The sequence below is a fragment of the Pelorhabdus sp. sgz311002 genome (assembly GCF_056134285.1).
The window spans coordinates 487393-508629 of record NZ_JBWBCL010000001.1 but is presented as its reverse complement, the minus strand read 5'-3'; the positions used below and the strand labels follow the sequence as shown (position 1 = coordinate 508629).

Annotated in this window: 23 protein-coding genes and 1 other annotated feature; of the genes, 3 read left to right on the top strand and 20 right to left on the bottom strand. The window is 43.5% G+C overall.

What is annotated here, in order from left to right; translation table 11 throughout:
* Nucleotides 1–44: 44 nt before the first annotated feature.
* Complete coding sequence (locus tag AC0NJP_RS02630) at nucleotides 45–1787, top strand: Rqc2 family fibronectin-binding protein (RefSeq protein ID WP_474698671.1); 1743 nt, start codon at nucleotides 45–47, stop codon at nucleotides 1785–1787.
* Nucleotides 1788–1875: 88 nt separating this feature from the next.
* Here the strand turns inward: AC0NJP_RS02630 and pyrR are convergent, their stop codons facing one another.
* From pyrR to AC0NJP_RS02530, 20 genes are all read right to left on the bottom strand, one after another.
* The gene (gene pyrR, locus AC0NJP_RS02625; protein ID WP_474038462.1) at nucleotides 1876–2436 is read right to left on the bottom strand and encodes a bifunctional pyr operon transcriptional regulator/uracil phosphoribosyltransferase PyrR; all 561 of its coding nucleotides are present in this window, start codon (nucleotides 2434–2436) and stop codon (nucleotides 1876–1878) included.
* A gap of 17 nt (nucleotides 2437–2453) precedes the next feature.
* Complete coding sequence (locus AC0NJP_RS02620) at nucleotides 2454–3422, bottom strand: RluA family pseudouridine synthase (RefSeq protein WP_474698670.1); 969 nt, start codon at nucleotides 3420–3422, stop codon at nucleotides 2454–2456.
* Nucleotides 3419–3868, bottom strand: a complete 450-nt coding sequence (lspA, locus tag AC0NJP_RS02615; RefSeq protein WP_474698669.1) for a signal peptidase II — start codon at nucleotides 3866–3868, stop codon at nucleotides 3419–3421. The genes AC0NJP_RS02620 and lspA overlap by 4 nt, the downstream gene beginning before the upstream one ends.
* A gap of 110 nt (nucleotides 3869–3978) precedes the next feature.
* Nucleotides 3979–4146, bottom strand: coding sequence for a DUF362 domain-containing protein (locus tag AC0NJP_RS02610; RefSeq protein WP_474038459.1), 168 nt, complete (start codon nucleotides 4144–4146; stop codon nucleotides 3979–3981).
* A gap of 132 nt (nucleotides 4147–4278) precedes the next feature.
* Nucleotides 4279–4977, bottom strand: a complete 699-nt coding sequence (locus tag AC0NJP_RS02605) for a TVP38/TMEM64 family protein (RefSeq protein ID WP_474698668.1) — start codon at nucleotides 4975–4977, stop codon at nucleotides 4279–4281.
* A 30-nt stretch (nucleotides 4978–5007) separates the two neighbouring features.
* The gene (locus AC0NJP_RS02600) at nucleotides 5008–5334 is read right to left on the bottom strand and encodes a DUF5665 domain-containing protein (RefSeq protein ID WP_474698667.1); all 327 of its coding nucleotides are present in this window, start codon (nucleotides 5332–5334) and stop codon (nucleotides 5008–5010) included.
* A 98-nt stretch (nucleotides 5335–5432) separates the two neighbouring features.
* Nucleotides 5433–8222 (bottom strand): isoleucine--tRNA ligase, encoded by a 2790-nt coding sequence (gene ileS, locus AC0NJP_RS02595; protein ID WP_474698666.1) that lies wholly within the window; start codon nucleotides 8220–8222, stop codon nucleotides 5433–5435.
* A gap of 66 nt (nucleotides 8223–8288) precedes the next feature.
* Nucleotides 8289–8502, bottom strand: a binding site (T-box leader).
* Nucleotides 8503–8547: 45 nt separating this feature from the next.
* Nucleotides 8548–9003 (bottom strand): DivIVA domain-containing protein, encoded by a 456-nt coding sequence (locus AC0NJP_RS02590; RefSeq protein WP_474038455.1) that lies wholly within the window; start codon nucleotides 9001–9003, stop codon nucleotides 8548–8550.
* 28 nt (nucleotides 9004–9031) lie between these two features.
* Nucleotides 9032–9817, bottom strand: coding sequence for a YlmH family RNA-binding protein (locus AC0NJP_RS02585; RefSeq protein ID WP_474038454.1), 786 nt, complete (start codon nucleotides 9815–9817; stop codon nucleotides 9032–9034).
* A complete protein-coding gene (gene proC / locus AC0NJP_RS02580; RefSeq protein WP_474038453.1) occupies nucleotides 9810–10628 on the bottom strand; it encodes a pyrroline-5-carboxylate reductase in 819 nt (272 codons plus the stop codon). Before proC ends, AC0NJP_RS02585 begins: the two co-directional genes overlap by 8 nt.
* Nucleotides 10629–10668: 40 nt before the next feature.
* Entirely contained in the window at nucleotides 10669–11097 is a 429-nt protein-coding gene (locus AC0NJP_RS02575; protein ID WP_474038452.1) for a cell division protein SepF, read from the bottom strand.
* A 5-nt stretch (nucleotides 11098–11102) separates the two neighbouring features.
* Nucleotides 11103–11822 (bottom strand): YggS family pyridoxal phosphate-dependent enzyme, encoded by a 720-nt coding sequence (locus AC0NJP_RS02570; protein ID WP_474038451.1) that lies wholly within the window; start codon nucleotides 11820–11822, stop codon nucleotides 11103–11105.
* 165 nt (nucleotides 11823–11987) lie between these two features.
* Nucleotides 11988–12800, bottom strand: coding sequence for a peptidoglycan editing factor PgeF (gene pgeF / locus AC0NJP_RS02565; protein ID WP_474698665.1), 813 nt, complete (start codon nucleotides 12798–12800; stop codon nucleotides 11988–11990).
* Between the two features lie 3 nt (nucleotides 12801–12803).
* On the bottom strand, nucleotides 12804–14540 hold the full coding sequence (locus tag AC0NJP_RS02560; RefSeq protein ID WP_474698664.1) for a TIGR03960 family B12-binding radical SAM protein: 1737 nt from the start codon (nucleotides 14538–14540) through the stop codon (nucleotides 12804–12806).
* Between the two features lie 260 nt (nucleotides 14541–14800).
* On the bottom strand, nucleotides 14801–15175 hold the full coding sequence (crcB, locus tag AC0NJP_RS02555; protein WP_474038448.1) for a fluoride efflux transporter CrcB: 375 nt from the start codon (nucleotides 15173–15175) through the stop codon (nucleotides 14801–14803).
* Between the two features lie 27 nt (nucleotides 15176–15202).
* Entirely contained in the window at nucleotides 15203–15553 is a 351-nt protein-coding gene (locus tag AC0NJP_RS02550) for a DUF190 domain-containing protein (protein WP_474698663.1), read from the bottom strand.
* Nucleotides 15554–15585: 32 nt separating this feature from the next.
* Nucleotides 15586–16113, bottom strand: coding sequence for an anaerobic ribonucleoside-triphosphate reductase activating protein (nrdG, locus tag AC0NJP_RS02545; protein WP_474038446.1), 528 nt, complete (start codon nucleotides 16111–16113; stop codon nucleotides 15586–15588).
* A complete protein-coding gene (nrdD, locus tag AC0NJP_RS02540; protein WP_474698662.1) occupies nucleotides 16110–18053 on the bottom strand; it encodes an anaerobic ribonucleoside-triphosphate reductase in 1944 nt (647 codons plus the stop codon). Before nrdD ends, nrdG begins: the two co-directional genes overlap by 4 nt.
* A 35-nt stretch (nucleotides 18054–18088) precedes the next feature.
* The gene (gene nrdR, locus AC0NJP_RS02535) at nucleotides 18089–18565 is read right to left on the bottom strand and encodes a transcriptional regulator NrdR (protein WP_474038444.1); all 477 of its coding nucleotides are present in this window, start codon (nucleotides 18563–18565) and stop codon (nucleotides 18089–18091) included.
* Between the two features lie 218 nt (nucleotides 18566–18783).
* Nucleotides 18784–19164: a MerR family transcriptional regulator gene (locus tag AC0NJP_RS02530; RefSeq protein ID WP_474698661.1), complete on the bottom strand. Its 381-nt coding sequence runs from the start codon at nucleotides 19162–19164 to the stop codon at nucleotides 18784–18786.
* A 72-nt stretch (nucleotides 19165–19236) separates the two neighbouring features.
* On the opposite strand from AC0NJP_RS02530, the gene AC0NJP_RS02525 reads away from it, so the two are divergent.
* On the top strand, nucleotides 19237–19617 hold the full coding sequence (locus AC0NJP_RS02525; RefSeq protein WP_474698660.1) for a carboxymuconolactone decarboxylase family protein: 381 nt from the start codon (nucleotides 19237–19239) through the stop codon (nucleotides 19615–19617).
* A 182-nt stretch (nucleotides 19618–19799) separates the two neighbouring features.
* Nucleotides 19800–21002: an ArsB/NhaD family transporter gene (locus AC0NJP_RS02520; RefSeq protein ID WP_474698659.1), complete on the top strand. Its 1203-nt coding sequence runs from the start codon at nucleotides 19800–19802 to the stop codon at nucleotides 21000–21002.
* Nucleotides 21003–21237 lie beyond the last annotated feature (235 nt).

Below are 21237 nucleotides of genomic sequence, written 5' to 3'. Positions count from 1 at the left end.
AACCTTAATGCTATACTATGATAGAACCAAAAGGAGGCAACACAGTGAGTTTAGATGGATGGAATTTAGCGGCTCTAGCAGCCGAACTGAGTCAAAATATTACGGGCAGCCGTATCGATAAAATCGTCCAATATGATAAATATACGCTTGTTTTTACCTTACGCAGTCATACGAAAACGAATAAGTTAGTTCTTTCAGCGAATCCTGAGCAAATCGGCGCCTATTTAACCGATGAAAATCAAGAAAGTCCGCTGCAACCGCCCAGTTTTTGCATGTTGCTGCGCAAGCATTTTGAAGATGGTCGAATTGGCCTTGTCCGCCAACAGGAGCTTGATCGAATTATTATCATGGATGTTGACACCATCGGGGCGCAGGGCCGGATCATAACGAAGCAACTTATTTTTGAAATGATGGGCAAACATAGTAATATCATATTCGTCCAAGACGGCGTCATTGTTGACGCTTTAAAACGAATTGGTCCAGCCCTAAGCAGAGTCCGTCAAATCCTGCCGGGACAAGCCTATCTGGCACCGCCAGGTCAAAATAAGTTTAATCTTTATACGGATTCTTGGGAAAACTTTTGGCAAAGCTATCGCAATCTTGGCGAGATAAGCGCCGAAAAAGCTTTGATTCAGCTCGCTTTAGGCGTTGGACCGCAAACAGCAAAAGAGTGGTTGTGGCAAACAGGCCTACCGCCAAAAATTCTCGTAAACGAGCTAGATGAAAAAGATTTGCGCACTTTACAAGACATCGTCGGCGAACATCTGGAGCTGTTTCGTCAAGGTCAGTTCGCGCCAACCTTGTGTCTCGATGAAAACAATCGTCTTTTAACAATTACAGCCTTGCCGCCAGCTAAACAGACTCCAAACGAACAGAGATTTACCTTCTCTAGTTTCAGTGAAGCGCTGCGCTATCTTTCGAAAGTAAAGCCAGTTCGCTTAATACCAGAACGAGATCTTCTCTTCAAACAAGTCACTTCGGAACTCCAAAAAAGCCAGCGTAAAAAAGAGAAACTAGCTGAAGAAATTGCCACTTCCCAGCAAGCCGACTTACTAAAACAAAAAGGCGACATTTTAATGGCCTTTCTAACAGAAATTCCGCCGCACAGCCACGAAGTGACGCTACCAAATTTCTACGATGAAAACCAATCTTCCCTTACAATCCCCCTAGCGCCTGACCGTAGTCCTATTGATAACGCACAGGCCTACTACACGGCTTATCATAAACAAAAGCGCGCTCAGATACTCCTTGTAGAACAATTAGAAAACTGCCAAGCTGAAGCAGCCTATTTGGAAACGATTCATGTTGCCCTGCAGCAAGTGCATCGCAACAATGACATTGAAGAAATTCGCCAAGAACTGGTTGCCGCCGGTTATGTAAAAGCAAGTGGGCGACGTCAAGCCCTGCCGCCAACGAAACCACTCCTTTATATCACACCATCAGGGGATCACATTCTCATCGGCAAAAACAATAAGCAAAATGATATTGTTACTTTTAAAACAGCCAAAAATGAAGACCTTTGGTTCCATGCCAAAGATATGCCGGGATCTCATGTAATTTTGCAAGCGGCAGCACCAGCGCCAAAGACGATTGAACTGGCTGCCTCCCTCGCTGCTTACTTCAGTAAAGGAAAAGAATCTGACAAAGTTCCTGTCGACTATACCAAACGGCGCTACGTAAAAAAACCATCTGGCGCCAAGCCAGGTTTCGTCATTTATGAAAAGCAAACGACTGTTTATGTAACTCCTGCCCGCGAAGTTGCGACAGAGCTATTAAAACAAAAATAAAAGGCTGCTGCCAATCCTGTTCAAAAATTTGAACAACTGTTGGCACGCAGCCTTTTTTTACTTGCTATTGTTTTATTGTTTTATTGTTTTATTCTTTCTCTTCGTCAACAATCTCTTTAATCACAACTTGATCATTGCCGTCAGTCTGACTGAGCTGAACATTGACCACTTCACGGCTCGACGTAGGCACATTCTTACCAACAAAATCAGCGCGAATTGGCAACTCCCGATGACCACGATCCACCAGTACGGCAAGCTGAATCACTTTGGGTCTGCCAAAATCAATGACTGCATCAAGCGCTGCTCTGGCAGTACGGCCCGTAAAGAGTACATCATCTACTAAAATCAATCTCTTTCCATGAATATCAACAGGAAACTCTGTACCATGAACAATCGGCTGATAGGCTAACGTAGACAAATCATCACGATATAAGGTGATATCAAGCAATCCTACAGGCACTTTCACTTTTTCAATTTTTTCAATTTCCGCTGCTAAGCGTTCCGCCAAAGGTACGCCGCGCGTCCGAATTCCAGCAAGCACTACGTCCTGCACACCTTTATTCTTCTCAATGATCTCATGAGCAATGCGGCGAATTGCTCGACCAATAGCCTCGCCATCCATTAATACTGTTTTTTCTAGTAAGTCCAAGAAAGCCACCTCTTTCTTTATCGAATCATTCTACAACGAAAATAGTCTAGTAGCTGCTCCATGTCGTCTGGCATAGGCGCTATAAACTCCATAAGTTCCCCCGTAACAGGGTGTTTCAGACTGAGCCGTTCGGAGTGAAGGGCTTGGCCGGAAATCAGGCGATCATAATTTTTTTTACCTGTTGGTCCATAGAGAGGATCAGCTACTAAGGGGTGACCAATATACGCCATATGGACGCGAATTTGATGCGTTCGCCCTGTAAGGAGCTTACAAAGCACGAAAGAATGTTCCTTAAAACGCTCCGTAACAGTAAACAGTGTCGTAGCTGCTTTCGAATTTTGCGGCGTTACGGCCATCTTTTTTCGGTCAATCGGATGACGACCAATTGGCGCTTCAATTCTTCCTTGCTCTTCCCCAATAATCCCATGGACTAAAGCACGATATTCTCGCGTCGCGCTTTTCTCCTGAATTTGCTGTGACAGCGATAAATGAGCTTGATCAGTTTTAGCTACGACCATTACGCCTGACGTATCTTTGTCAAGGCGATGGACGATGCCAGGACGAATGACCCCGTTAATGCCAGAAAGACTATCGCAATGATATAGCAGCGCATTGACAAGCGTACCGTTGTAATTTCCTGGGGCCGGATGCACAACCATACCGCGTGCCTTATTAATTACGATCATTGACTCATCTTCATAAAGAATATGAAGCGGTAGATTCTCAGCAACTACATTGAGTTCTTCCGGCGGCGGAATCAAAAACGTACCTTGATCTCCTTCACGTAGTTTATAATTGGCTTTTGTGACTTTCCCATTAATCATAAGATTACCACAGCCGATTAATTTCTGAATATAAGTACGTGTCAGTTCAGGATACTGTTCCGTTAAAACCATATCAATTCGTTTTCCCTGATCCTCTGCCGCAAAATGTAAACTATCAGCTGCTGCACATTCGTCGTACTGCTTTTCATGTTCGAGATTCATAGCATTTCATCCTTTTTTTCAGTAAATAAAATTGTATAAATCATAAAACCTACGCCGCAGACAATGGCAATATCGGCCACATTAAATACCGGCCAAATGCGAAAGTCAAAAAAATCAATGACATAGCCAAAATAGATGCGATCAATCACATTACCACAAGCGCCGCCTGCCATTAAGCTGATTCCGAAGCGAAACAGACGGTATGTCGACGGAATTTTGCGATAAAAATACAAAATGGCGCCAAAAATAATCAGCGCAATCGTAATAAATAGCCACTGCTGATTCACAAGAATCCCAAAGGCGGCGCCGGGATTGAGAACATAGGTTAAATGAAAGACGTTACGGATAATGGGAATCGACATATCAGGCTGAAACGTATGACTGATATAATATTTTGACAACTGATCTAATATAATGACCGTTGCAACAATACACCAAGCATTCACATGGATTCTCCTGTTCTTTCTTGAAAAATTGGGCGATCTAACGGAAAGAAGCACAGCTTTCGCCATGCTTCTTTAGGTTCCGTACTTATAAGCCAGTCCAACAAACTGGATTATTCGCCGGCGCTGATAGCTCCCACCGGGCAGGTAGCTGCACAAGTACCACAGTCTACACAGTCACTGCCAATTACATATTGCGTGTCGCCTTCCGTAATAGCGCCTACTGGGCAAACAGATGCACAAGCGCCGCATTTGATACAATCGCTGTTAATTACATACATACGATTCACCTCCCTAACATAACTACATTCATTATATCATATAGTTTGTCTATGCATGTGATAAAAATTACAATTTCCCCATCTTTTTCACGGATTCTAAAAAAGTTCCACGATTCTATCAAATCTGTATATTTAGTCATATTTCTGAAAGAAATATCGCTCAATTTCTTTGCGGTAATAATATAAGACTGCCAGCAGAACGACAAAGAACGATGTGATCAACAGCGTCAAGCGAAAGCTACGCGTAATATTCTGGCCTAAGTAAGAGTAGAGCAATAACGGCGGTGTTTGCCCCAGCGCCGTTGCCCACAGATATTCTCTTGCGGTAAGCTGCGTGACGCCAGCGCCGTAACTAACTACTTTATAGGGAACCAACGGCATCATCCGCGCAAAAAAAATCGCACCTAGACCATAGCGACGGCAAAACCGATTGAGTAATTCCAACTGCGAAGCAGCCACAAAGCTCTCGACAAAGGGGCGTCCATACCAACGAGCCAGAAAGAAATCAAGAGCAGCGCCCAAAAAAGCGCCAATCCAAGAATAGCAGGCACCCATAAACCAGCCAAAAAGCCAGGCATTGGCAATCGTAAGAATCATCCCAGGCATAAAGGGCACGAGTGATTGTAATATCACAACAGTGACCGCTGTAAGGGGCGCCCAAATCCCATAGCTAAGAATAAAGTGACGCAACGCTTCTAAGTTGTGTTCTTTCATAACGGCAAAGCTATTATGCACAAACTCATTTACGGCAGGAATAAAAAAATAGATACAAACGCAGCAGATGAGCAGTCCCGCTTTTACGCCATATCCAGTCCAAACTGGCCGACTCATCCCATTCACTCCCTGCTAACAATAATCGGATTAAAACTTGCTGCTGTGGGCTTCAACAATCCGGATAATCTCGGCAATAAAGGTACCAATGCCGGGAATATTTAATAAAATAAGCCGCCGTAATAAATCAAGCATAAGCGCAAATACCAAGGTAGCGCCTAAAGCGATCCCTAAGCCACGGGCAATACCAGCAATAAAATTCGTTAAAATCAACTTTGATGGCTTTTCCAGCATTTCCATATACTGAGCGACGCGCATACTTTCCAAATGCCTTAGAAGTCGCTCTAGTTGCGCCTCAAGCAAACGACTTCTTGCTTCAGGGCTCAGCGGATTAAATTGTTCACCCGAGTCTTTCATCGACTTTCCTCCCAGAATAGTATAACCTTTCGGAAAGAAAAAAACCGGAAAGAAGTTTCCGGTTTTTCCGTCTTAAAGAACAGGTAAGATTTTTGCAATTACTTTACAACAGAAGCGCAACGACTGCAAAGCGTAGGATGATCCGCGCTTTCTCCAACGGAATCACTGTAGATCCAGCAGCGTTCGCATTTTTCACCAGTTGCTGCCGCTACGACCATTTTCAAATCTGCTTCTGCTGATACAAAAGCTGCTTCATCGGTTGTATCGCCTTCTTCTACGGAAACTTTAGATACAATTAAAATTCCCGCTAAATCAGCGCCACAGCTTTCCAATACTTTATAGGCATCCCCTTTTGCATAAATCGTAATAGCTGCATCGAGAGAATGGCCAATCGTTTTGGCACGACGGGCTGCTTCTAGGCCTTTCGTGATTTCACTGCGCAATGCTAAGATCGCATCCCACTTTTCAGCCAAGGCATTATCAATATACTCAGGTTTTGCTGTAGGCCAGGTAGTCATTTGAATACTTTCTGGCATATCTCCTGTTTTCGGTACATAACGCCATACTTCTTCGGCCGTAAAGCTAAGAACAGGCGCCAGCATCGTTAACAGGCTGACCATAATTTCATACATAGCCGTCTGAGCTGCCCGACGTTGTACGGAAGTTTTCCCTTCCGCATAGAGGCGGTCTTTCAAAATATCAAGATAAATAGAACTTAAATCAACGGTGCAGAAATTATGAACCGTATGATATAAAGTATGGAACTCATATTCTTCATAGGCCTCAGTTACTTTAGAGCGTACTTGTTCTAAGCGCAGCAAGGCCCAACGATCGATTTCCAAAAGATCTTTATACTCTACTTTATGCTGAGCCGGATCGAAATCTGCTAAGTTTCCTAAAATATAGCGGAAAGTATTGCGAATTTTACGATATACTTCAGACATTTGCTTTAAAATATCATTGGAAATACGAATATCCGCTTTGTAATCGGCTGAGGCTACCCACAACCGTAAAATATCGGCGCCATATTTTTTAATGACTTCCGGCGGGAAAATAACATTCCCAATGGATTTGGACATTTTACGGCCTTCGCCGTCAACAACAAAGCCATGTGTCAAAACAGCATCATAAGGAGCTCTGCCCTTAGTCGCTACCGAAGTCAATAGTGAGGACTGGAACCAGCCGCGATGCTGGTCACTGCCTTCTAAATAAAGATCAGCAGGCCATTTTAGTTCTTCACGCTGCGTTAGGACTGCAGCATGGCTGGAGCCGCTGTCAAACCAAACGTCCATAATGTCTGTTTCCTTCCGGAAACCTTTTTTACCACAATGCGGGCAGGAGAAACCTTCTGGCAGAATTTCTTCAGCGGTTTTTGCCCACCAAGCGTCAGAACCTTCCCGACCAAACAAATCAGATACCGCTTGAATTGTTTCATCATTAATAATATGCTCGCCGCAATCGTTGCAATAGAAAATCGGAATTGGCACGCCCCAAACTCTCTGACGAGAAATGCACCAATCATGACGATCCACAACCATATTGTGAATCCGGTCTTCGCCCCAAGCAGGAATCCACTGAACATCTTCGATGGCTTGCAGCGCTTCCTTTCTGAAACCATCAACCGAAGCAAACCACTGTTCTGTAGCCCGAAAAATAACAGGACTCTTGCAACGCCAGCAATGGGCATACTGGTGGCGGAGGGAACTCTTACCAAGCAGCATTCCTGTAGCAGCCAGTTCCTTGATCACAGGTACATTGGCATCATCGACATGAAGGCCAGCAAATTTGCCAGCTTCAGCCGTCATCTTGCCTTGATGATCTACGGGGCAAATAATCGGCAATTTATACTTCATGCCAATTTCAAAGTCCTCCTGGCCATGACCGGGAGCCGTATGAACGCAGCCAGTACCCGCTTCCAGCGTAACATGTTCGCCAAGCAGGATTGGTGATTGACGATCCATGAAGGGATGATGGAATAGAGCGCCTTCCAGTTCAGAACCTTTTAACGATCCAAGAATCGTATATTCCCCTAAATGATTCGCTGTTACAACAGATTCGATCAATTCGGTTGCTAACAAATAGACTTCCTGATCAAATTTAACCCAAGAATATTCAAATTCCGGATTCACCGAAATGGCCACATTGGCCGGCATGGTCCAAGGAGTTGTCGTCCAGATCACAGCAAATGCTTGCTTCGGATCAACGCCTGCAGGCAATGTATTTTTGTCATCAACAAGCGGGAATTTTACAAAAATCGAATGGGATTTCTTTTCGGCATATTCGATTTCCGCCTCAGCCAAAGCCGTTTCGCAAGATGTGCACCAATATACTGACTTCAGGCCTTTATAAATATAGCCTTTCTTAGCCATTTCGCCAAAAACCTGAATCTGTTTGGCTTCAAAGTAAGGTCTAAGCGTCACATAAGGATTTTCCCAGTCGCCCATAACGCCAAGACGTTTAAAATCTTCGCGCTGCATGTCGAGACATTTTAAGGCATAGTTTTTACATTCTTTTCTAAGAGCCAAAGGATCTAGTTCATGGCGGTTTAAACCTAAGATCTTAATGGCAGCATGTTCAATCGGCAGGCCATGAGTATCCCAGCCAGGAACATAGGGTGCATCAAAACCGCAATGGCTTTTATACTTAATAATAATGTCTTTTAAAATTTTATTTAAGGATGTACCAAGATGAATATTGCCATTGGCATAAGGCGGACCGTCGTGGAGAACAAACTTTTTACGTCCTTTGGACCGTTTTTGTTTTTCTGCATAAATATTTTTTTCCGTCCACCAAGCCAGCATCTCTGGTTCACGTTGCGGTAAATTACCTCGCATTGGAAACTCTGTTTCCGGCAAATTCAAAGTTTTACTGTAATCAACTTCTGACATACCGACACCTCCAAAAAATTAACACCGTTTCTAGGGAATACCGGAAAATAAAAAAAGCCTTCATCCCTAAGGGACGAGAGCTTTTCCCGTGGTACCACCCTAATGACAGTTACGTCACTTTAAAAAACGAAATAACGCTCGTCATACGGTAAGACTTACTTGTGATTCAGCCTTACAGCTTCCGGGTGATCTTCTTACTGTACGAACTCTGCTAGGCTTTCACTATTCCTGGCTCGCTGTCAGAATCATAACAGAATACTGTCCCGTTCATCGCTTTATCTACGAATATAGCTAAATTATACTCAATTTGCGGTCAACCGTCAAATCAAGCTTCTTCTTCTGCTTCTTCCTGGATAATCATATCAAGCTGCGCCTGCAACATCGTTTTCATGCGCGAACGATAAATTTGCATTTGTTTATGTATTTCTTCATATTCGCCAGACAAACGACGTACTTTTGCCGTAGCTTCATCCACAAGCTGCTGACCCTTAATTTCCGCTTCCCGCATTAAAAGTTCTGATTGCTTCTTCGCATTCAGCTTGACTTCTTCGGCGGTTTCTTGTGCAATAACCAGGGTATTATGAAGGGTATTTTCCATTTGCTGATAATTTTCCAATTTGCCATTCAGGCGTTCAATCGTATCTTTCAGTTCTACATTTTCCCGGTATAAATGTTCATAATCTTTGATGACAAGATCAAGAAATCCGTCAATTTCATCTTCATTATAGCCGCGAAAACTACGTTTAAATTCTTTGTTTTGAATATCTAACGGTGTTAACATCGCCATTCCCCCGTCTTTTACAACAAGCTTATAAATAACGGCGCAACAAAATACTGAGCCGTCCTTTTTTGGTTGTACCTAATACTTCGGCCACTTCGAGTCGACCACGACCACGCATGGAAATCACATCGCCTGCTTTTACAGCCTGATCCGATTTTCGTACAGGCTGCCAATTGAGTTTAATTTTATCAGCCGCAATATCATCAGACATTTTCGTGCGGCTTGTCCCAAAACCAGCTGCTGCAATCACATCAAGACGAAGCGATGCGGCAGTTGTGCGAATCTCTTTAATCTTCTCTTCTTTTGGTGGAATTAGAGCTAAATCAGCCTCTTCGATTTCTACTGTGACTGGTCCAACGGAAGTAAGATTGGAAAGTAAAAAAGGCACTAAAGACTGGTGAACAAGGACAAAGGCTCCTTCGTTCATCAGCACAATATCGCCAGTCATTTCTCGCTCAATCCCACAGCCCAGAACAGCGCCTAGTACATCGCGATGCGTCAATCTGTCAAAGCGTTTATCCCATTTTACCTTAAGTGCAGCAATTTGGTAAACAGGTTTGCCGCGAAAATCAGTTTGAATGAAAGCAGCTTTTACGCGTTCCGCACCATCATAGCCGCCAAAACATTCCAGCCGTACAGCCGGATAGTGGGCCGATACCGTCTCGGCAATCATCATTGCATGAGGGTCAAGAAAGTCCGACACCTTGACCTTGCCATTCTTTGCCACCGCTTCCGCCAAATCAATCAGCTTAGCCGCTATATCACCATCACCGTCAGCACGGTAATAGCGCAATAGTTTTTCCCGATCACTCATGCTTTTTCCCCAAATCTTTGGACTGTTTTGTTGCCGCAACTACAGCATCAATTAAAGCAGCACGAATGCTATAGCGCTCCAAGGTTTGTACGCCCGTAATGGCCGTACCGCCAGGAGATGTAACCATATCTCGAAGTTGCGCTGGATGAAGTCCCGTATCAAGTACCATTTTTGCAGCGCCAAGCAAAGTCTGTGCAGCCAAAGTAATCGCCATAGCTCTTGGCAACCCTACTTTCACACCCGCATCGGCTAAAGCATCAATCATAACAAAACCATAAGCCGGTCCGCTACCTGATAAGCCGGTCACAGCATCAAGCAATTTTTCTTCAATTTCAATAGCCTTACCAGCCGAACGGAAAATAGCTAACACGGCTTCCATTTGTTCCGCTGTTGCTTTCTTGCCTGCCGCAACAGCCGCCATGCCTTCGCCCACAGCCATCGGCGTATTGGGCATAACACGAATAACCGGATTTTCCGGTAAAACCGTTTCAATCCGGCTAAGCGTCAGACCTGCTACAATGGAAACAATGACCGTCTTAGGACGAACCATTGCTTTAATGACTGGAAAAACCGATTCAATCACTTGTGGTTTTACCGTTAAAAAAAGCATATCTGCTTCAGCCACAAGTTTCTTACTGTCAGTTGTAGTCAACACTTGAAAGCGTTTTTCCAGATCATGAAGTCGCTGCTCATTAATATCCGATACACAAACTTGTTCGCTAGGTACAAGACCATTCTTAATAATCCCAGTAATCAAAGCTTCTGCCATGGCACCGCCGCCGAAGAAGCCGAATTTTGTCTGAGTTAACATGATATCCTCCTAAAACCAGGTAACATACTAGCAGGTAAAATTATTTCAACCAGGGCAAGATTCCTTTTTCACCTTCATCACGCGAAGCAAAGGACACATCCACATTATTCGGTGCACATAAGAAAATATGATTGCCCACTTTTTGAATACTGCCACTTAAAGCATAGGTCGTTCCGCTGACAAAGTCAATCATTCGTTTTGATAAATCGCCATCGCAATGCTCAAAATTCACAACAACAGGCTTACGAGCCTTCAGATAATCGGCAACTTGTTGCGCATCATCGAAAGAAACAGGCTCGATGACCATCACTTTCATTTGCTTTTGCGCCGTTGGCAAATTGACGAGATTATTCGCTGCAGCAGAATTTTTCTTGCTTCTCGGTTCGATTTCTTCCACCTTTACGCGATCTTCTTCTTCCTCTTGTTCAAATAATCCAAGGCCGCCCCAGACCTTTTCCATAATTTTCATTCCTTTTACCTCCTTGTTAACTCAACAGCATAATTGCGTTCGCCAAAAATCGCCGTACCTACACGAACCATATTGGCGCCTTCTTCAATAGCAATCGGATAATCATTCGTCATCCCCATTGACAGCCACTTCATATTACAGTTTTCATAAGATTTATCTTTTATTGCAGTAAATAGTTGATATAGTTTACGAAAGATCGGTCTTGTTGCTTCAGGATCGTCAAAATGCGGCGCTACTGTCATCAAGCCTTCAATCGACACATGAGAAAACTGACCTGCTTCTGCCAGAAACGGAATTACCTCGTCAAAGCCTAAGCCAAATTTTGTTGCTTCTTCTCCCACATTTACCTCTAATAATACGGCTTGTACTTTGCCGACAGCGGCAGCATGACGATCAATCTGCTGTAAGAGTCGTAGACTATCAACCGAATGAATTAAGTGAAAAAACGATACAGCTTGTTTCACTTTATTGGTTTGCAAATGTCCTAGCAGATGATACTCTAAACGATCTTGAAAATGATCAAATTTTGCCAGAGCTTCCTGCACGCGATTCTCGCCGACCACTTTCATGCCTAGTTCATAGGCTTCTTCCATTTCTGCAATCGTATGATTTTTCGTTACGGCAATCAACTGAACAGGCTGATCCATGCCTGTTTGCGCTGCCCTTTTTTCCCGAGCCGACTGGATGTTTTGCACAACAACGGCATAGTTTTCAGCGATTGACAAAACAACCCCTCCGTCCTTGTAGGTTTTATTCGCTGGTAATCAAATTTTTCCTGTTTGAAAATTATAAAACTTTTATAAAAATTTACTGATTTACTAATTTTACTAGCTTAACATAATTATACGCATAGCTGTATATTCTAGCAACGGGACTTTTGCACCATGTCTTTATGGTAAAGCAATTACTGCGCCCATGCGTCCCGTTTGGCCGTGTTCCGCTCGATGAGAATAAAAAAGATCTTGATGACAAGAAGTACATTGACCGCTTACGACGATTTGTTCTTTGGGAACACCGGCATCAACGAGTTGCTGCACATTGGCTTGCCATAAATCAAGAAACCACTTTTTCCCATGGGGTTGAATCACCCTGCCCCACCAGGAAAAAGCCCGTTGCAATTCAAAAAAAACTGTATCATCTACTTCATAGCAACAAGACCCAATCGAGGGAGCAATGCCTACGAGACAATTCTCCGGCTTAGACCCAAAGGACTCACTCATAGTTTCAACAGTCTTTTGGGCAATTTTCGCAACTGTGCCTTTCCAACCGGCATGCACGACCGCTACTACCTTTTCTTTCGGATCGGCAATTAAGACAGGCACACAGTCAGCATAGCATAAGAACAATGGCAGATTTGAAACATTGGTAACCAAGGCATCCGTTTTTGCCAAGGCCTCATCATACACTTCCATGCCCATACCGGCCTCTTGGTCCGTAACGATAGCAATTTGCGCCCCATGAACCTGCTGAGCTGTAACGGCTCGTTTCATCGGTAACCCGATCGCTTGAAAAAATCGCCGCCGATTGGCAACAACCGACTGCTTTTGATCGCCTGTATGAAGTCCTAAATTCAAAGCCCGGTAAGGCTTATCGCTCGTACCGCCAAGGCGCGTAGAAAAGCCGTGACGAATACTGTACTTTTCAAAATGAGAAAAAGTTCCTATCTTAAGACCCTGTACTTGCCGTAGTTGAAACTGTTCCATAACCTAACCCTCCCTACAAACACCGCAGCGAAGACAATTCTCCCGGCAGGGAGCCGTACTTTCTTCTCGGCACGCTTTCTCAAACTCTTCCCTAAGATATTCGGGGCGAAGGCCCATATCAAGAAAGTCCCAAGGAAGAACTTCTTCCCACTGCCGCTGGCGGTATAAATAAAATTCTTCAGAAAGACCGTAACAAGAAAGTTGCTTGCGAAATGCTTTAAAACTTTTGGCGGCAGCACACTCTGCTAAGAGCGGCGCCAACCTTCTATCGCCTCTAGCCAAAATGCCTTGTACATAGGCTTCCTTCGGCGATTCAATCAGTACTTCAATATTTTTATCCGACTTTAGCTCTTTTTGAATCCGTTTCAGCCGATTTTCTACTACTTTCATTGGTGCCATAGGCAGCCACTGAAAGGGCGTGAACGGTTTCGGCACAAAAGGATTAATACTTAGCGTCAGCTTGCGGCGACCACCGCCTAAAATCAGGTCTTGCATCGTATTTTTTGCTAAAGTAATAATCGCATCAATATCTTCTTCCGTTTCAAAGGGAAGCCCGATCATAATATAAAACCGGACGTGAGGAATCTTAACATCCGCCGCTAAATCAATGGCTCGTTGCAAATGCTCATTGCTAATTCCTTTATTAATCACTCGCCGCAGCCGTTCACTACCAGCTTCCGGCGCCAAAGTAATCGTTCTTTGACCGCTTTTCGCTAGCGCCGCCGCTAGCGTAGGCGTTATTGTATCAGCCCGCAAGGAAGCAACTGATAAGGTCATGCCCTTACTTAAAATATACTCACAAAGTTCATCAATTTCGGGATAATCGGAAATCGCAGCACCGACAAGCCCCACCTTTTGGCGATACACAGCTGCCCTGTCCACAGCCTCTTTAAGCTGGGGCAAGGCCTGTACCCGCGGCCGACGAAAACAATAGCCAGCCATACAAAAGCGACAGTGACGACCGCAACCTCGCGCAACTTCCACTAGATACATATCTTTAAATTCCGTATCTTTCGTCACAAGCTCTGTTTCGGCCAAGCGGCTGCCAAGCTGTTTTACCCATCTTCTAGTGATCACCGACGGCACCTGAGCTTTCACTTCATACCCTTGCAGCTCGCCGCTTTCCTTATAAGTCGGTTCGTAAAATCTCGGTACATACAAGCCAGAAATCTGTGCTAATTCAAAAAGCAGCGTAGCTCGATCGATGCCGCGATCCCGGCCAGATTCATAAGCATCTAACAGCTCGTGAATCACTTCTTCGCCTTCCCCGATGACAAACACATCGACAAACTCTGCCAAAGGTTCCGGGTTAAAGGTAGCACAAGGCCCGCCTACCACGACAATCGGATCTTGTTCACTCCGATCTTTCGACCATAGCGGCACTCTTCCCATCGTTAGCATGCCTAATAGCTGCAAGTAATCCATCTCAAAAGAAACAGCAAAGCCTACCAACTGATAATGCGATAAAACAAGCTGCCGCTCCAGACTGAGCAGCGGCGTATTGGTTCGTTCATATTCCGCCAAATCTTGCCGATCAGGCCAAAAAAACCGATCACACCGAACTTCCTTGCGGCTATTTATTTCACGATACATAATCTGAAAACCCAGATTTGACATAGCTACATGATATGTATTGGGAAAGGCCAGAGCAACTTCCAAACGGCAGCCCGCTTTAGAAAGTTTCGGCTGCTCCTCCTCATGATAGCGTTGATATAATTTTTCTTTTAAATTCCAAGACATCGTTTTGTCTCCCCAATCCAGTTCTATAGCTAAACAACTAAGCTACCTTAGAGCTGCTTTTCCATAGAAAGCAAAAAAAAGCTAACTACTCTATTATCTTCTGCTTCTCCTATCATATTCCTGCTCTCAGTACTTTTTTCACTGACAAGACGAAAAATTTCACAGGCGAAACAGCGCCTAAGACATCTTATAAACAAAGAAAACAGGCCAGAAATTAAATTCCGGCCTGTTCTCCCTTGAAAGTAAACTCCCTCTAAGCCTTATAAGAAACGAATCCATAACATGCCGAGCCACGTAGCGAAAAAGCCTACCAGCATATTCAGTAAAATATTAACCATTGCCTGATTCAAACCACTTTCCTGCAACAACTTAAAGCTTTCATAGCTAAAAGATGAGAAGGTTGTAAGACCGCCAACAAAACCCACTACAACGAGCAAACGCCACTGCGGGTTTACAATATATCGTTCCGTAGCAGCCGCCATAAAGGAACCAATAATAAAACAGCCGATTACATTTGCCAGTAGCGTACCATAAGGAAACGAAACGCCCCATTTCCCCGCAGCAAACTGTGACAAAAGATACCGCGAGCAAGCACCGATTCCACCGCCAACAAAAACAAGCAAAAGTTTTTCCATGCCCATCCCCTTCTTCAGCCAAGATCCTTAGCGCGGCGGTTTCGGACCATATTTTATAATATCTACATCATCGATTGTAATCATGCCTTTCGCTTCATCCATGACTTCGTCAAGAAAAGGCAAGAGTTTCGCGATATATTCTTCGCTATCAATGATCTCCACTAACACAGGTAAATCGGTAGATAGATCGACAATTGTCGCTTTATGAATTCGGCTATTGGCGCCAAACCCTTCGATTCCGCGAAAAACAGAGGCGCCTGCCAAATCAAGCTTTTTGGCTTTTTTGACGATAGCATCAAATAAGGCCGTCCGCTGATGCCGGTCGGATTCACCAATGTACACACGCAGCCGTTTTGCTTTTGCAGCAATTTTCGCCATAACCATCCACTTCCTTCACCAGATTTTCTCTGTTAGACAGCAGCCTGCTCGTCAAAACGAAACTCAACGACACTGCCATGGACTCGCGTTTGTCTCATATCAATGACACGTTGATTGGCCGAACCGCGAAAGGGTAGCAACAGACTTTTTTGCGCCATTTCAAAAGGACCATCAATGAGTACATCAATCTGCTTCATCAGCGGAAGCTCCGCTACTTCTTCATAAACATAGCCCGTATAGAGCCAAATATCGATATTAGGCTTTTTCGCTTTCACAAGAGAAATCACTTTTTCAAGAGCATCAGCCTGCCATAAAGGATCGCCGCCGCTAAACGTAATTCCCCGATGAATCGGCGACAATTTTGCCAAAATAAGTTCAGCCAGCGCCTCTTCCGTCATATTCTTGCCGCCTTCCGGAGAAAGCAACGCTTCATTGTGACAGCCAAAACAGTGCCGAGGACACCCCTGTAAAAAAGCGACTACGCGAATACCTAAACCATCGACAACAGACTCTCCAATAATATCGGCAAAGCGAATCATTTTACCTAACTCTCCTTTCATACTTCACTGCGCCGAATCTGATGAACAGTCGAAATCCCGCAGGAAGGACAAGCGTCACTTTCAATCACGCCAAGATAACCGCAGCCTTCGCAAAAATCGACAGGAAAATTAATTCCGGCATAGCCAAAATCGCAACGCGCCATATGACGGATTACTTCTTCAATCGCCCCTAAATTATTCACTGGCGGCGACGTAAATTCTACATAACTAATATGACCGGCATTACAATATTTGTGATAAATGCCTTCTTTCCGAATCTTTTCAAAGGCGCTGATTTCATAATGCACTGGCACATGGAAAGAATTTGTGTAATATTCTTGATCGGTTACCCCAGGAATGATGCCAAATTCTTTGTGATCCATCCGGACAAAACGTCCTGACAGACCTTCTGCCGGTGTTGCCAACAGACTATAGTTCAAATCATACTGCTCAGCAAACTTATCAGCTTTATCACGCATAAAGGCGACAATCTCTTCACCAAGAACCTGGCTTTCCTCACTTTCGCCGTGATGCTTGCCAGTAAGAGCCGTTAAAGTTTCAGCCAACCCAATAAACCCAATCGATAAAGAACCGTGTCGAATAGCTGGCTCAATGCGATCCTGCGGTTTTAAATTCTCCGAATCAAGATATAAAGCTTGTCCCATTAAAAAGGGCATATCTTTCACACGCAGCGCCGCCTGCACGAGATAACGGTGATAAAGCTGTTCCGCTACTAAATCCATCAGCGATGACAAGCTTTGGTAAAACTTCATTACATCGCCTTTGGCTTTAATGGCAAGCCGCGGCAAATTCATCGTAGTAAAACTTAGATTTCCTCGTCCATCTGTAACTTCTGGACCGCGGCGATTCGCCATTACTCGAGTCCGGCAGCCCATGTAGCCCACTTGATCGCCATACTCGGAGTTAAAGGAAGAATCCATAAAGCTGAAAGTAGGATTGAGCCGTTGCGCCGCTACACGAATTGCCAGTTTAAAGAGATCATAGTTCGGATCACCAGGGCTGAAATTCACACCCGCCTTAACACGGAAAATAATATTGGGGAAAATCGGATTTTCGCCGTGCCCCAGCCCTTTTTCATAGGCAAGCAAAATATTTCGAATCACAGCGCGTCCGCCAGGCGAAGTATCAAGACCTAAATTCAAACTGGAAAAGGGGACTTGCGCTCCGGCACGAGAATGCATACTGTTCAAATTATAAATCAAAGCTTCCATCGCTTGATAGACTTCCGTATCAGAAGCGTTTTCCATATAGGGCGCCATATCGCGATCAAAAAAAGCAAAACTTTGTCCGCCGTGCATGTCATTTTGCGAACTCTGCAAAATAATCGCAGCTAAAGCCGTGGCCGAACTAGGCCGCTTGGGCGGTCGAATATAGCCGTGACCATTATTAAAGCCTTCTCTGAGCAATCTTCCCAAAGGAATATGGACACAAGTCAGCGTTTTCCCATAGAAATCAAGATCGTGAATATGAATATCCCCGCGCAAGTGAGCTGTCGCCATATTTTCCGGAATCAGTCGATTTAAATAATAAGCCTTACTCGCGGCACTGGCGATTTGCAGCATTTTTGCGGACGGCGAATTGGATACATTGGCATTTTCCCGACTTGTCTCTACCAGAATTTCCGCGACCGCATCCATAAGATCCGATTTACCTTCACGAATCCGATTTCGTCTGGCCCGATACAGAATATAAGCTTTCGCTGTTTTAGCATGGCCTTTTTCAATCAGAATCTTTTCTACGGCATCTTGAATTTCTTCCACCGAAAAAGCATCTTCAACCGAGTTTTTCTCCATATACCGCATAACTTCTAAGGTAATTTCTACAGCCAATTGACGATTGGCGCCGCCAACAGCTTGGGCAGCCTTAAAGACAGCTTCCGTAATTTTAGTCTCATCAAAGGGGACTTCCCGACCGTCCCGCTTTCTTACTTTTAATGACATGTAATCCTCTCCTAGCCTGATAAGCGAAATAAGCTCTATTTTTCCTCGCTTTGCTGCTTTTGGTTTTTCATCAAAACCTGCAGTTCCTGCATAAAGTTCTCAATATCGGCAAACTGTCTATAGACAGAAGCAAAGCGAACATAAGCAACTTGGTCAATCTCTTTCAGATGACGCATCACTAGTTCGCCAATGAGTTCTGTTCTGACTTCTCGTTCAATCGTATTACGAATTTCTTTTTCAACTTGATCTACTAAATTCTCCATTACATCCACAGAGACAGATCGTTTTTCACAAGAACGAATTACACCATTTAACAGTTTCGTTCGGTCAAATAATTCACGCCGCCCATTCTTCTTAATGACGACAAGCGGCAATTTTTCGATCATTTCATAGGTTGTAAAACGCTTCGCACACTCTAGACATTCCCTTCGTCGGCGAATCGTACTGCCTTCATCAGCCGAACGGGAATCAATGACTCTGCTCTCATCATAGCCGCAGTAAGGACACTTCATTTTTTCCACCCCTTATTTTATGACAAAAAGCCGTAAAGGACAACTAAAATTCTCCGTTCTTTTTATCAGTATACTAGATCTGGTATATTCTTTTATTTTTATACGGCATATATAGTATTTTTCCTGCTATAAAAATAAAAAAACACAAAAAACTTTAACCGCTACAATTCGATTAAAGTTTTTCTAAGCGTTTCCTATAAAATCCTTTATGGGATTCTTTAGCGCTTTTTGACGTTCAATTTACTTTGATATATAGCAATTTTACCCTCTAAATTTTGTAAGTTTTCATCCCATTTTGCTTTTTCCTGCATAACCGCAAGCTTATGTTTTTCCAGAATTTCTAAGCGGCGGGCTATCGTGGCATCGCCTTGATAGCGCAAGATCGCATATTCGCGAATTGATTTGATCGGCATGCCTGTATCTTTTAACTTTTTGATAAATAAAATCCACTCTACATCTGCTGCCGTATAGTAACGCCGTCCCAAGGCGTCGCGATTGACAACAATTAATTGTTCCTGTTCATAGTAGCGAAGCGTCGGGGCGCTAAGCTGAGTTAACTTAGAAAATAGTCCAATGGAATAATTCGTAATAGTACTCATAAAAAACCTCTTGACTTCAAGTTTACTTTAACATTTACAATCCAAGTATACCAAATACAGGAGGTTAGAACAATGGAACTGAATCGAATGGAACAAGGTCTGAAAAAATTAGCAGAAGTAGATGGTACGGCTGGTGAAACCGTCATCCAAGCGCTGCAGGATATCGCGCCGGATCTAGGTAAATATATCGTTGAGTTTGCTTTTGGTGATATCTATTGCCGCAATGAACTGAATTTACAAGAGCGTGAAATGATTACCTTAGCTAGTTTATTAACACAAGGCGGCTGCGAACCGCAGTTAGAGGTTCATATCAACGGCGCGCTCAATGTGGGGATTGCCCCCAATAAAATCATCGAAGTCTTTATGCAATGCATCCCTTATACTGGCTTTCCACGGGTTCTCAATGCTGTCGGCGTTGCTAGAAAAGTTTTCAAGGAGCGTCAAGATAAATAAACGGAAGTTCCCGCTTAAAACCTACGTTTAAATTATTTTTGATTGATTATCGTAAATAAAAAAAGTAGAATAGACATAATAAAACACGACAAAACACTGTCGTGTTTTTAGCTGTTCCTGGCAAAACTTAAATCAGACTGTAGCAGCTATTCAATAAAAAAGGATAAAGGAAGTTACTTACTATGTGGCAAGCAGGACTATTAACGATATTTGTACTCGTCATTTTCTCTTTAGGTCGAAGCCCTATTTTCCGGGTAGACCGCGCCGGAGCAGCCTTAATCGCGGCAGCTCTCATGGTAGACTTTGGCGCCCTCACCTTTGAACAAGCAATCCACTCCATCGATTTTAGAACCATCGTCATTTTATTTTTTATGATGATCGTTTTAGCCAATCTGAAAGTAGCCGGATTTTTCGAACTCATCGGCAACTATGTTTTAAAAAATGTTACAACAAAGAAACAATTGCTTTTTGCCGTCATCTTTATCAACGGCATATTATCGGCACTTTGTATTAATGATATTATTTGCCTTCTATTTACCCCGATCGTGCTCATGATCTGTCAAAAAACAGATTGCAACCCCTTACCGCAGCTGCTAGGTCTGGCCATAGCATCTAATATTGGCAGTGCGGCAACCTTCTTAGGTAATCCGCAAAATATCCTCATTTCCAGCTTATCGGGAATCAGCTTTATGTCTTACTTTCTTACAGCCTTTCCGATCGCCTTGGTCGGTTTATTCGTAAGTTATTTCATCATCGCCTATTCCTTTCGGCAACAACTTCAAGGAAAGCTCGAAACGAAAAATGACAGTCAAGAATACTATCATAAATATCTCATCATAAAAAGTTTGATCGTACTGGCCCTTGTCTTAATCGGTTATATTGCCGGAAAAGATTTAGCTGTCACCTCAAGTCTAGGAGCGGCTTTGCTGCTGATGACGCGTCGCGTAAATCCTAATAAAATTTATGCTAGCATTGACTTTAACTTGCTGGTCATCTTCTCCGGCTTATTTGTTATGGTCGGCGCTTTAGAACACAGCGGCTTAATGACCGTATTAGTTGAGTCTACCACAAGCTTTATTGACTTTGGCAACAAAGGGATATTTGCCATAATCACGATCATTTTATCGAATATCGTAAGTAACGTACCTGCTGTACTGCTCTTAAAATTCTTCTTACCGCCTGACAATACAGTGTTATGGTGGAAGATGCTCGCTATCTTCTCCACATTTGCCGGGAATTTAACGATTACTGGCTCAATTGCTAACTTGATTGTCGTGGAAATCGCTAAACGACAAAACATCCATATTAGCTTTTGGGACTACCTTAAAGTAGGACTCCCCATTACAATCATTACATCGCTAATCGGGTTGATCGTGTTGTGGTAGTACCGTAAAATGGTACTGATGCTATTGCCGCACAAGCAGTTATTCTTAATAAAAATATTGAAAGTGAAGATTAACGGCAGATGCCGTTTTCTTTTTAAGGAGCCAATCCCCTGAAGCATGAATGGAAAAACACGAAAAAATCTGTACCTTCCAAAACAGACTCCAGAGATAGTTACTATACCAAAGCAACAATTCTTTATGCTTAAAGAAGAAGGAAACCCTAACAGTAAAGCCT